This window comes from Pseudovibrio sp. W64, from assembly GCF_001623145.1.
In the GTDB taxonomy this organism is placed as follows: Bacteria; Pseudomonadota; Alphaproteobacteria; order Rhizobiales; family Stappiaceae; genus Pseudovibrio.
This window is the reverse complement of the sequence record NZ_LMCI01000029.1, coordinates 36030-49394: the sequence shown is the minus strand read 5'-3', so window position 1 is coordinate 49394 and position 13365 is coordinate 36030. Positions and strand designations below refer to the sequence as shown.

The window sequence follows — 13365 nt, the reverse complement described above, 5'->3', positions numbered from 1 at the left end:
TGATTACAAGAACTGCTGGTCTGCTATATTCTTTAGTTATTTCTGTTTTGGCCTCGCCAATAATCCTATCACTTACATTGAGGCTTTAATGGTTCCTGAAAATTCTAGCAAAACCCTTGATGCAGGTTTTTGGGGAAGCACAAGCCGGCGGCAGTTTCTTGTAAATGGAGTTTTGGCCTGCGCAGCTTCTAAGCTGCTGGGAGGATGCTCTGGCCCCCAAACTGATCTGCGTACGCTTTGGAAGGATTGGCATTCCAATTGGCGGAGGATGCAAGAAACCGCCCGGAAACGTCAATGGGAAGTTACCACGCTTGATATTGCTCCACCTGCTGCTCCTGAAGCATTAGCCATCGTGGAGAGTCGATATCAAATGCTGTTCCCGTCGCAGCTTCGTGCGGTGCTAACCCAGCTATCTGGCTGCGTGACCTTTGGGTGGTACACGCCAAATCATCTTAGCTCTTTTGGCAGGCTGGATATGCCGCAAATGAGTTTTAATCGTGATGCTGTTTGGGATCTGTCACATATCAATAGCTATGCCCTGCCGAATTTTGTCGCCCTGAAAAGCCAGGTAGCATCTGAGAGTATCTCAGATGCTCTTAACTTTCCTGAGATGTGGGAGAACCAGTTCCCGTTCTATTATTTGAAGAATGGAGACATTGCTACCATTGATGTGTCTGATCCCGACCCGCAAAAGCAACCTGTCCGGTACTTTTCGCATGAACTGGAGATGTTGCATGGGTTAGCGCTTGCCCCAGACTTTTTTAGTTTCATAACTGAAATGTCAAAACTTGGTTTTGCTGGTACGGAGTGGGCTTCATGGTTGCGCTTCGGCGACAACCAGCAAAATGACAGGTATTATTTGAGCTCTGACAGTGAAGGGGCCAAGGCGTGGATCAAATGGCTTGAGCGTGATCCAGAAAATGTTGGCCCGGATGAACCTCCCCAAGCGGTTGTCGAAACAACTCCAGCAGACAGAGCCCTGCTGGAATCTGCGCGCGCCAATTCAGTTTCTGGGGTTAAACGGGCCCTTCGCGTAGGTGCCCATCCTGATTGTGTTCCCGGCAGTGACTGGATATCCGGGAACTTTTTATGGGACCATGAATTCTCAACGGCAATCACGTATGCGGTTCGAAACAGCAACCTTGATATGCTTGAGATTTTGCTGGGGGCAGGGGCTATACTCAACACCCGCCGCTTACCTTTAAAGGACGCAGTAAAAGAAAGCTCTCTGGCAACCGTGCGATGGCTTATTGCGAAGGGAGCACGTGTTGATGGATGGAAGCACCAGCGTTATTTCCCCCTGCATGATCTGGTCGTTACACGACGCCAGATAGCTCTGAAAACGCGCTCTGAATATAGGCAGCAAATAAATAAGACCTACGGAACGCTTTGGCCTGATTTGAAAGAAGCAGAGCTTAAACGAAAGCTCAACGCGCATATCAGCTATGATGAATACTTGATTTTTCTTCGCACACTTCTGGCTGCTGGTGCTGATCCCAATGCTGCCTGGGATAATGGCATAACCATGCTGGCATGGGGAGATGAAGAGACGGCTGAAGTTCTGCTTGCATATGGCGCGAATCCGAATGCACGCGATGACTATGGTAAGACACCTCTTCACACAGCAAGGACAGGTAGGAAAGTTCGCATTCTCGCAGGGGCTGGTGCTGATGTTAATTTACTGGCAAGTCATTCAACAGAAGCTTCAGGTCTGAGCTACACACCTTTACAAGCTGCGCTGCTCCATGGAAAGCTTGAGGGTGATAGTCCCATTAAAGCGCTGCTGGACCTTGGTGCTGATCCCAAAAAGAAAGATGCAGGCGGGCGCACAACCCTGACATATTGTCATAGTGAGCGGGTTTTCCGACTTGTCATGGTAATGGGTGTCGACCCCCATGCTCTACAACCCAACCAGCAAACTCTTTTGCATAATTTAGTCATTCAGCACGGATTGCCGCGGCATGACTTTTCGGATGAAGTTGCTTTTCTGGATTTTCTGCTCGCTCTTGGTATCGACATAAATGCACGTGATGGTAACGGCAGAACCATGTTGCACTATGCGGCTGAGGAAGAGATTTACGATGAAAGCTTCCCAAACTATGAACTTGCCATCGCGAGAGGTGCTGACGAGGCTATAAGGGATAACGCAGGCAAGAGACCGGTTGAATTAGTCACTAGGTCCTTAAAGAAAGTCCGTAGTGTATTAGCCCGTAAGCAAATGTCATCAGACCATAACCAAAGCGGAGCCTGAGTAAAGGTGATCGCAGTGCTGTATGGGGTAGCTTGAAGGAGAGGGCGAGATACTACCTTCGCTGTAACGGATTGCACTTATCCGGTGCTCGGATCACTTTATTTGCGAATAGCTGTAGAGCGGACGAAATTGATCCTTCACTGCAGGCGGCGTAACTCTACTGCCAAACTCCTCCATAAATGGGGGGATTACCACTGGAACACCCCGGATCAGGCTTACTGCACCCACCCGCAGCACATAACTCAAGCTGCTGCGTAATCGGAGCGGATCCACTTATAAAACACGCTCACCTGTCCAAATAAACGGAACCACCTCTGATAACCCACTCGACGTCACTTCAAAACAACGTAATAATCACCTCATTGAAATAGTTTATTGATGGACTACTAAATGAGTTGTCGATGGCTGTCCCAGTGGTTTGATACTACAGCAGATAAGTGCAAGCTGAACTTGGTTTGTTTGCCTCAGGCGGGAGGTGATACGAGCTTGTATAATCGATGGAAAGCACTGCTAGGTGATCAGGTAAATGTGATGCCTGCTAAATTTCCAGGGCGAGGAACCCGGTTAAAAGAACCAGCAATCAATGCGATGGAAAGGGTTGTATCGCAGCTAGCGCTAGAGATTGAGAAGTTCGGCGGTGCGCCTTTTGCAATTTTGGGGTCAAGTATGGGGGGGTGGATTGCTTACGAGTTGGCGCTCCATCTTTTCAAGCAAAGCGGGCTGAAGCCAACGGCTCTTTTTGTGCTGGCATCGGCGTCTCCTTTTGCTCCAAGAACTCTACCGTTTCTTGATGGGTGTACTCGCGAGGAGATGGTTGATGAGCTCATCTCGTTTAATCCCGAGTTTGCTCAGATTGCACAACATGACGATCTTGTAGACTTGCTTTTACCTGCGATTATAGGTGACTTTGAACTCTGTGAGACTTACAGGCCGCGAGTTCCCTGGCAAATCGCGTCACCAATCTTTGCCTACGCAGGAACTAAGGATCAGGTTGTGGAACCACATAAAGTGAAGGGATGGACGAAGTTGAGCTCTGAAACCGTTGCCGTTGATGAAGTCGAAGGCGGGCATTTTTTCATTGAGCATTCTCCAGCTAAAGTCCTTAATCAGATAAAAGATCATGCTGCAAACGTTGTTGGTCAGTTGCACCAGCCTTCATCCATAGAGCTCGCTTAAGATTTCATGCCTGTTTCATTTTCCGTCTTTGATGCTCAGCATTGGTTTTTGGCTGTGAAAGAGCAATGGCAACGTTGCTGTGAGTCAGGCAAAGTGATGCTTGTTTTGTTGCCATTGGAGTATCCATTTCCAATGGACCAAGCGTTAACCGCTGAAGAGAAAACAAGAGGTGCCCGGTTCAGGTTCTTACGAGACCGGCGCGCGTTTGCCTTGGGTCGCTGGGTCGTTAGAACCATTCTGGGAGTGGATCAGCCGCCAATACCCTTTCTGCTGCAAGATGGTGGTAAGCCATACCTTTCAGGATACCCGACATTCAATGTGAGTCATTCAGGCGGTTTGGTTGCAGTCGCTTTTGCACATAATGCGCCCTTGGGTGTTGACATTGAACTCAAGCGACAAGGCAGCCAAATGACTGATTTGATGCCGCTTGTTTGTCATCCGATGGAGCGTTTACACATTGAATCAAGGAGTCCCAAGGAACGCTCAGCCATGTTTTATCGCTGTTGGACCCGGAAAGAAGCCATCTTAAAGGCAACAGGTGAAGGGCTGCGTGATGACCTCAGCTCACTTGACGTGAAATTAGAGCAACAGCACCCCTGGATCACTTCAGAACCTCTTCCTTTGAAACTGCTGGATATTGAGGTCGGATGGGAAGGTTACAGCTGTAGCCTCGCAGTGGACCCCGGTATCACTAGTTTAGACATCCACTCCCCCTTCCAATTACGCCAACTCGAGTGTTTTGACCAAACCAGCAGTAGCCAATACGTGATCTAACGTTTCTCCCATGAGTATTGAATAGTGATCTGTTTCTACAATCTGCCAGTTTTGTAAATCTGGCAGTAGTTTAACCCAGATCTCATGGGAGTTTGCTGTTGTATTTTGGGTTCCGTTCAACCCTTTGGCAGTTTCAGATGCCAAGAATACACTCGCCTGCCAAAAAGGCGTCGGACTCATTGTATGGTGTGCCATCGCTTCCAGATTGGCTTTCGTACAGCGAACAAGTGCTTCTTGATAGGCCTGTCGTTCATGACTGTTCTCAACAAGGGTTCTTTTATCTGGCCATTTCGCCTTCAGCTCCTTTAAGAAGATGATTTCGACTTCTTGCTCACTCATTTGCTTCAGGTTTTCGCCAGAGTTTGGTGCAGGCGGATCAATGAGCGTTAAGTTGCCGGGAGCTCTTTGTTGCTTCGAGAAGCAGAGTCCCATTTCTTGAGCAACCCATGAGCCGAATGACCAGCCGACTAAATGAATCCGCTTATTTGCAAACCTTTCCGCTATGGCTTCAGCGTAAACCGCAGCTCTTTCTTTTAAACTGATTTCTGGTAGATCGGGATTTGTGAGGGCAGGATCGGCAATCACGGTGATCCCAATGTTGTCCGGGAGTTTTCCTGCCAGTTCTCGGTATGCTTCAACATCACCTCCGATTGGATGTATGAGAACAACAACTTCATCACCCTCACCAGAATGCCATTGGTGCGGGGCAACTGCATCTGCCCAAGTGCTGTTTGGAGAAGAGGGGTTTGCCTTGTGCTGTTGTTCAACCAGATTCATAATCAGGTCTAAGGAAGTGTTCTTTGGGATTTGGGAGAGTAACACCTGAATGCCATAGTTTTCTAAGAGGCTAACGACATCCAGAAGAGTAAGTGAATCCATACCTAAGTCATAGAGGCATTCATCAGGGGCAAGCTGATCAAGTCCAAGCTGTTGCAGAAGAAGGGTTTCTATCTGATCGCGAATGAGTTTTAGTTTGTGTGTCTTGCTCGTTCGCGCATCAGATTTGATCTCGTTCCTGACCAGTGATCGATAGAAGTATCGAGCCTCTTCAACATCACAAGTGCTAACCAGCACTTGCGGTACAGTTGTATGAAGTACACGAGAAAATGTGCGCAGGCCTTCTTTGTTGGATAGGCCAAGCGTCAGGTGTTTTTGATGTAGTTCATCTTGTGTATTGGAGTGGGTCGCCATCCCACTTTCGCTCCAGATATCCCAGTTGATGGTGGTTCTGATTGTGTCAGGGGTCACCGGATTGCTGTAATGCGCAAAGCTATCCATTAAGGCGTTGGAGGAAGCGTAGTCCAGTTGGCCAGCTCCCCCTAAAACAGCTGACATTGACGAGCAGTAGATAGCCCTCGTTGGCTTGAATACTTCAATGAAACGCTCAACAAAAATGCTTCCCTCATACTTTGCTAGCATCTTGTTGTAGACTTCTATCGGGTCACGGAAAGAAATCAGATTTCCTTCTCCAACTCCAGAGGCATGGACAACGCCTACAACAGGCATGTTTAATTTGGTGACACTCTCAAACGTCATAAGCCACGTGGCTGGCTTTCCTATGTCAGCCTGTATCAGGTGAATTCTTGTATCAAACTGCAGAAGTTCTTCTGGAATGCGCGGATTGCGGGAGATAATTGCGATTTGAGCAAGAGGATCAGCCAGCAGGCTCTTACAAACTTGAGTTCCAATCGCTCCGCTGCCACCCGTCACCACGAAGAGAGCTGACGCATCGAGTTCAATCGGTTCGGTAGTTGGGCGATTTTGAGAAAGAGGTAAGATCCTGCATTCCCAAACAAATCCATTACGCAAGGCAAGGCGTTGTGCCTTCATTTCTTCAAGTGAGAGTGCAAACGCAACCTCGGGCCAAATAAAACCTTGTTTTGTGTCTTCTAAATCCAGCCAGAGTGTCTGGATGCCAAACTCCTGAGGGATCACAGAAAGCGGACCAGCGAGTAGTCCGTGTAGCGGCTGAGTGGCGGTGCCATTCACCGGTGCAGCTTCGTAAGAGAGCAGGCATATTCTGGATATCTCAAGCCCATATTTAGAGTGAGCCTGAAGCACATAAGTCAGGCCATCCAGACAACCCTTTTTTGCTTCCTGAAGGCTATCTAACTCATTTTGCTCGCCTTTACAGGACAATGGAAGTGCATGAAGCAAGTCCAACTCTCCTAGGTTCATAAATGACAGGTGGCTCAGAAGGTCTTCAACGGAGTCCGTAGAAAACGGATCTACCGACAACTTGTCTGAATGAGCACCAGAAATGCGTCCGTCATAACAAACAGGCACAACACGATGGTAGACGGCATCAAGTGCGGCAAAGTCATCGGAGACGTTGTTCGGGTCATATAGGACAACCGCTGTTTTTAATCTCTGCCCTGTTTGACAACTTCCAACGCGGCAGACTGGTTGCCAAACCATCTGGCTTAGCCATTGTTCCTCTGGCAGGCGTTTTGGAAGGTTTTCACTCGCCTTACTCTTGGCTGCTGGAAGCTCTAACACGTTGTATTGTTGAAGATTAAAGCAATAACTCGGCAAATCCCAAGGCGGCGGAGTACCTGCACTTTGTGACACAATCTCTTTGCCTTCCAGCCAATCAGCAGCGGTTAGGCTGGCGGGATCGCAAGCTCCTTTATTCTCATCAGAGTAATGCGGGACGAATGAACCGAGAGCTTTGATAGCTTCTGCGGCATCATCACAATCGATAGCAAAACGCCATGGGTGTGCTCGCCTGCTTGATTGCAGATGTGAGAGGACCAGCTGAAATGAAGTTGGGTTATGTTCAAGATAATTCTTGATCTTTTCTGCCAAAGAAAAAAGTGCAGTCTTGGTATGTGCTGATAGAACAAGGCATTTTGTAGTCGCGTATCGTTGATGCTCGTCTTCCGAGGCTTCTCCGATTACAACATGAGCGTTTGTGCCGCCAATTCCGAAACTGCTGACGCCTGCATAACGTGGACGTGTATCTTCCCATTTTTTGCTGTTGGCCGGGATATAGAACCCCTTTTGATCCAAGCCAAGTTCTTGACTGGGCTGCTCAAATCCAAGGTTAGGGGGTACATAGCCGTGATAGATCGACAGTGCTGCGCGAATTAGCCCAAGGACGCCAGCCCCGGCACCTAAGTGGCCGATCTGGCTTTTGACAGACGAGAGTGCGCAGGATGCTTTGGGGAGATTGCCGTATGCAGATGAAAGGGCTTGTACTTCAATAGGATCACCCAGTTGTGTCCCTGTTCCATGAGCTTCAACATATCCGACTTGATCACCCCTTACTCCTGCATTCGTAAGGGCTTGACGAATAACGCTTTCCTGCCCGGAAACTGAAGGTGAGGTATAACTCATTTTGGATCGACCATCGTTATTGATGGCTGATCCTTCGATAACAGCATAGATGCGATCACCGTCCGCTCGGGCGCGATCCAATGACTTCAACACCACCACCCCAACACCACTGGCGCCGATGGTGCCGCTGGCGTCTTTGCTGAACGGTGAGCAGTTGCCATCCTTGGAAAAGATGTGTTGAGACTGATACTTATAGCCCTCTGACATATCGGGATCTACAAGCACGCCTCCTGCTAGCATGACATCACACTCACCATTTCGGAGCATGCCTGCAGCTGTATGAATACCAATCAGCGAGCTTCCACACGCGGCTTGTAGCGTAATGGCAGGGCCATTGAGGTCCAGTTGAAAGGCAACCTTGGTGGCGAGGAAGTCTTTCTCATGGTGCAAGGCCATTTGGAACTTGTCGGGAAGGGCGGTTGGAGGTTTGGAGCGAAGGGCTGCGTGATAGTAGGTTGTCTCACCACAGCTTGCTATAACACCGATGTTTTGGTTGGTGTTCAGTGGAGGAATGCCAGCATTTTCAAGAGCATGTACACAGCTCATCAGGAAATGTCGCTGCTGCGGATCCATGAGCGCTGCTTCCCGTGGGCTGATACCGAAGTACTCAGGATCGAACGACATCATTTCGCTCATCTGGCTTCGCGCACCAACGAAATCAGGATCCTCCGGTGTGAAATGTTCAATTCCGCTTCGGTTTTCACGGACCATGGACCAAAACTCAGCCAGGTCATCTGCGCCTGGGACACGTAGTGCCATACCGATAATAGCAACTTTTCCCGCGCTCTGCGTTGTCTTTGCTTTGCTAGTCCGAGTTTCTGATTCCGTTTTTCCTTCAAGATGTTCTGCCAGATCTGAAGGCGTCACATAACGAAACAGATCTGCGATACTGACTTTTTCTTCCAGTGCTTTATTGATATGCATTTGGTAGCGCATCAATTGCAGGGAAGAGCATCCAGCCTCGAAAAATGTTTGGTCCGCAGTGATGGATGCACCAGTGACATGTTCAAAAGCTGCAATGAGTTCATTTGTGCGTTGAATTGCGTTATTTGCGTTTATTTTGCGTTTTTTACGTTCAATCTTGCGCCATTTGCAGCTGGCCAATGCTCTTTGATTTATCTTTCCACTTGGAGCGCGGGGCCACTCGTCGACCTGTCTGAATTCGTCAACCCGGATGTAGTCAGGAAGCTGCGTTGAAAGATAGTGATCAAGCTCATCTGCGTTGATGGTGCCCACTCGCAGGCTGACATAGGCATGGAGTTTTTTATGCTGGTCATCAAAGACAACAGAAGCCTGTTCGATGGCACCGTGATTTATCAAAGAGGCTTCCAACTGGCCGAGTTCAACGCGGTGACCTGAGATCTTCACCTGCTGGTCGTGACGGCCTCCATAGTTTACCTGCCCAAGTTCATCCAGAAAGCCCATGTCACCGGTTTTGTAATAGAGTTTTGAACCGCCAGTGCCACAATCTGGCTGGAGTATGACAAAGCGTTCTGCGTTCAACTCTGCATTGTCCAGATAACAACGGTGAACCAGATTGCCGCCTATGAGGAGTTGGCCGCGTTCACCGGATGGAACCGGATGGAAGCTGTCATCCACGATGAGAATATCGGTGTTGTGAACAGGAGCGCCAATCGGTGGGCGGGTCGGCCAGTTTGCTGCTGGTCCGTGCATAGAGTGGGCGCAAACCACATGCGTTTCTGTTGGGCCATAGTGATTGTGCAAGGAGGCTTGGCGTAACTGCGTGAAAAACGCACGGAGGGCTTTGGTGCAATACAACTGCTCGCCGGCCGTGATCACATTCTTCAAAGCACCGGGGAAGATGTTGAATGTTTGAGCAGCTTCGCAAAACAATTCCAGCGCCACAAAAGGCATAAAGATGCGTTGCAGATTATTGTCATGCATGTAGTTCAATAAGCACTGCATGTCCTGTCGCCAAAGAGGATCAATGACATGGAAGCACCCGCCCGAACAGAGCGTTGAAAAGATCTCCTGAAACGAGACATCGAAGGCTAACTTGGAGAACTGCATGGTGTGTTCTCCAGCGGGCAATCCTCCCTGTTGCTGTTGCCAGTGCAACAAATTGCAAAGTGTCTGGTTGTAGACATCAACCCCTTTGGGTTGACCAGTGGAGCCGGAGGTAAACAGGGTATACAAGGGCCTTTCGCGACCTGAAAATTTCAGAGGATGCTGATGATCGCGTGAATTTCTGAGTTCTTGCAAATCTACTGGCAGCGCGCGTAAGTCCTGGCGTTCAAGTGCAGAAGGTAAGGACGCCTGCGCTGCATGGAGGATCCCAACTGGTTGGGCTTGTGAAATCACATCCTCCAGCAGCTTTTGAGGATAGCTCAGGTCCAACGGAACGGCTGTTACGCCGAGTTTTGTCACTGCCAGAAGCGAGACTATGTAGTCTGGGGAAGCATCCATATAGAGTGCGATGCGCGCAGGTCCTACAGGTTCTGTTGACCCAAAAATAGTGGACTGCATATTAGCAGCCAAAGCATCGGATAACTCGTCCAACTCATGATAGGTGAGAGTGTTGCCGCGCCATGCGAGGGCAGGTGCATGTGGTGATAGTGAGACTTGTTGCTGAAACCAGCTTGCGACCGTTGTGTATGGCAATGACTGGCTTGTACCAGTCACATGCGAAATGCGTTGTTGTGTGTTGAGTTGGAAGACGTTCGCTGCAGCCTCTTCAGTTTCCATATGATCCAAACCAGCGAACATGGTTTGTTCCAGCAGGTTGATAGCATCATTGTCGAAGTGACTGAGATCATACTCCCAGTAGAACTGGTAGGTTTCAGCTTCATCAAGAACAGACAGGTAGAGCGGGCATTTGGGGGCGACATCCTCAGGGTAAGATAGCTGCGCGCATTCTCCATTGAGCTTTAGCGTTTCGTAACGGGTGTTTTCGGTCGCAAACATAAACTCAAACGGAACGCCTGAAATACGCTTCCTTTTCTGGAGATGATCAACCACATGTTCGAAGGCAACATCCTGACAGGCAAGGACTTGTTTTGAAGCCTGAGTGAGGGTGCTTGTATTTTGTTGAATGGAGGCCGTTGGGTCGATTTTAACCGGAACCAACGCTGTGTTGGCGAACATTCCAACTGTTGCTTCAAACTCTGTTGTAAGCCGGTTCGCTACAGGGCTTGCAACTGTGAAACTCGTTCTCCCCGTGTGCACATAAAGTGCATGGGCAAACAGCGCGTGAAAGACCTGATGAGGTGTTAGTGAAAGACGCTTTGCAATGGTTAGCAAATTTGCTCTGGTGGCTGCATCAAGACGTGTCAAACGTGTTTGCCCTGCTGAAACACCTTGCTTCCCTTGAGCGTGTCTCAGTACAGGTTTCCAACATTCCTCAATCTCCGGCGCGTCGTATAGCTTGAAGAGAGCATCCTTTTGCTTGTTGTAATGTTCCGTTTCCCATAGATGCGACTGCCATTTTGCAAAGTCTAATGTCGTCAGCCCAATTGGCTTTTGGTCCTGTCCTGTCTCGTCTGTTTCTGCCTGGAATGAACGGGAAAGATCTTCAAACAAGATGTTGAGTGACCAGCCGTCCAGAATGATGTGGTGCGCATGAAACAGAAGGACACTGGTGCCATTTGGTTGGTGGACCAGATGAAGTTGAAACAGGCATGGGCGCTCAAGATCAAATGGTTGAGTGAGGAGTTTGGTTTGCAGCTGTGAAATTGCTTCTTCTTCCAAGGTTCCGTGGAAGTGAAACACCTCTGGATTGCTTTCAGCGACCCGCTGCTCCACCCCATCATCGGTGGGATGGAAGCTGGTGCGCAGTGCCGGGTGTTTTTTGACCAGCTCATATGTTGCGTGACCCAAATTTTCGGCACTCAGATGACCTGAAAACCGAAAAATGAACGGTGTATTGTAGGATATGTCAGCAGGGTTCTTTTGTTGCTGTAGCCATAACCGCATTTGCTCCGAGGTTGCCTGCTCTTTTGCCAAACCTGATGGAGCTGGCAACTGCGGTAAACTGTTGGCTTGCTCATTGTGCTCGCTAACAATCTCAGAAAGTTCAGCAAATGTCAGGTTTAGAAGCTGTGACGGCGCAACGCGGCAACCAAATACTGTGTTGAGTTGGTTAGATAAGCTGATTGCTTTGAGTGAATCGCCACCTGCGGTAAGCAGCGTCTCTTCACGGCTTAACTGCGCCACACTCAAAACCATCTCTGCAGTTTGCAGAATGCTGCTCAGAACGGCACTCTCCGAGGCATCACAGGAGGAAACACGACGGAATGGAGTAGTCTCCATTTCTTGAAGGGCTTTTTGGTCGATCTTCCCGTTTGCATTCAGAGGCAACGAGCCAAGACAAAAGACTTTATGAGGACGCATATAACCTGGCAGGTAAGCAGAAAAGTGGGCATCAAGCTCTTCATAATCAAGCTGCTCTTCACTCGCTAAGTAAGCATGCAACTCAAGCGGTTTGCCTTGTTCCTGAGCTGCTAAAACACAAGCCTGCTGTATCTTCGGATATTGCTGGATGCGCTGTTCGATTTCTTCAGGTTCTACGCGAAACCCGCGTACTTTGATCTGCCTGTCAACACGGCCCACATACTCGACCAGACCTTGCGGATTGAGGCGGACCAGATCGCCAGTGCTATACCATTTTCCAGAGTTTGGAAGCTCTACAAACCTATGCTGTGTTTCCTCTGTTCTATTCAGATAACCATGAGCAACGCCTGCACCGCCAAGGTAGAGTTCCCCAGTTTCACCGATATTGGTGATCTCGCCGTTTGATGACCTTAGCTGGCAGTCGGTACTGGCAATGGGACTGCCAATGGGAATGATGTCTGCATCAAAGTCCCGAGGAATTGCAAAGCACAAGGCAAAGGTTGCACACTCTGTCGGGCCATAGATATTGTATATCTGACAGGCGCTTTCAGGGTTTGCAGCATACCATTTCTCGACAGTTTTGGGGTTCAGCTGCTCGCCGCCAATGAGCAGATGCCCAAGCGTTCCAAAGCAGGCCGTTCCGTGATCGACCATCGCATTGAACAGAGAAACTGTCATGAACATGGTTGAGATCGATTGCTGCTCCAGTTGCCGGGCAAAGCCTACAAAATCGGTGAGTTCGTCACTGGAGAAAACGACACTACATCCACCGGTTAAAAGCGGTACCCAAACATCGAAGCTGAGTGCATCAAACGCTGGGTTGGAAATGTGCGCGTAGCGATCTCCGATATGCATTGGGACAAAGCGGGGTTGATGGGCAAGCCTCTCGATTGCTGAGAGAGGCACTTGAACGCCCTTGGGAGCACCCGTTGTTCCAGAGGTGTAAAACAAAAACGCCGTTTTTGCCAAAGGATAGCGCGGGAGGTCATCGCTATTCTCATGCAGGCTTTGGATGAGTAACTGATCCGCATGAAGGACCTGATGTGCTTCTCGGGGAAATAGCTTGATTGTACTCGCATCCGGAACGATGAGAAAACGTGTTTGACTATCAGATAAGATTGCTGATTGCCTGGCTGGCGGGCTGGCGGCATCTAATGGGACAACTGTTGCTCCCGCCTTCAAGATAGAAAGCATGACAACTACGAGCTCTTGTGAACGAGGCAAACAGACGGCAACCACATCGCCGTTTTTTACGCCGCAGCCTCTCAATGCTAAGGCGACTTGCGAGGAGAGTTCGTTGAGCTCTTCGTAGCTGAGGATACGATCATGATCCTGTACCGCGGCCAGTTCTGGGAAATGATCCGCATAAAAGCTGATACTGTCTAACAACGAAGATTGGACGGGTCCCTGATCGCCAATTTCCAAATCATAAGAGGGCGAGGCTAAATACTCATGAGAAGTGTTGATAGTCATGT

At 49.1% G+C, this 13365-nt stretch carries 4 protein-coding genes; 3 read left to right on the top strand and 1 reads right to left on the bottom strand.

What is annotated here, in order from left to right:
• Positions 1-88: 88 nt before the first annotated feature.
• From PsW64_RS12670 to PsW64_RS27120, 3 genes are all read left to right on the top strand, one after another.
• Entirely contained in the window at positions 89-2251 is a 2163-nt protein-coding gene (locus PsW64_RS12670) for an ankyrin repeat domain-containing protein (protein ID WP_063303843.1), read from the top strand.
• 390 nt (positions 2252-2641) lie between these two features.
• On the top strand, positions 2642-3427 hold the full coding sequence (locus tag PsW64_RS12665; RefSeq protein ID WP_063303842.1) for a thioesterase II family protein: 786 nt from the start codon (positions 2642-2644) through the stop codon (positions 3425-3427).
• A 6-nt stretch (positions 3428-3433) separates the two neighbouring features.
• Positions 3434-4201, top strand: a complete 768-nt coding sequence (locus PsW64_RS27120) for a 4'-phosphopantetheinyl transferase family protein (protein WP_082831100.1) — start codon at positions 3434-3436, stop codon at positions 4199-4201.
• On the opposite strand, the gene PsW64_RS12660 is transcribed toward PsW64_RS27120, so the two are convergent.
• Positions 4148-13363 (bottom strand): non-ribosomal peptide synthetase, encoded by a 9216-nt coding sequence (locus PsW64_RS12660; RefSeq protein WP_082831099.1) that lies wholly within the window; start codon positions 13361-13363, stop codon positions 4148-4150. The genes PsW64_RS27120 and PsW64_RS12660 overlap by 54 nt on opposite strands.
• Positions 13364-13365: the final 2 nt, after the last annotated feature.

Excerpts from the sequence above, each read along its gene's own strand:
- PsW64_RS12670 (WP_063303843.1), top strand. The coding sequence starts at position 89 with ATGGTTCCTGAAAATTCTAGCAAAACCCTTGATGCAGGTTTTTGGGGA.
- PsW64_RS12665 (WP_063303842.1), top strand. The coding sequence starts at position 2,642 with ATGAGTTGTCGATGGCTGTCCCAGTGGTTTGATACTACAGCAGATAAG.
- PsW64_RS27120 (WP_082831100.1), top strand. The coding sequence starts at position 3,434 with ATGCCTGTTTCATTTTCCGTCTTTGATGCTCAGCATTGGTTTTTGGCT.
- PsW64_RS12660 (WP_082831099.1), bottom strand. The coding sequence starts at position 13,363 with ATGACTATCAACACTTCTCATGAGTATTTAGCCTCGCCCTCTTATGAT.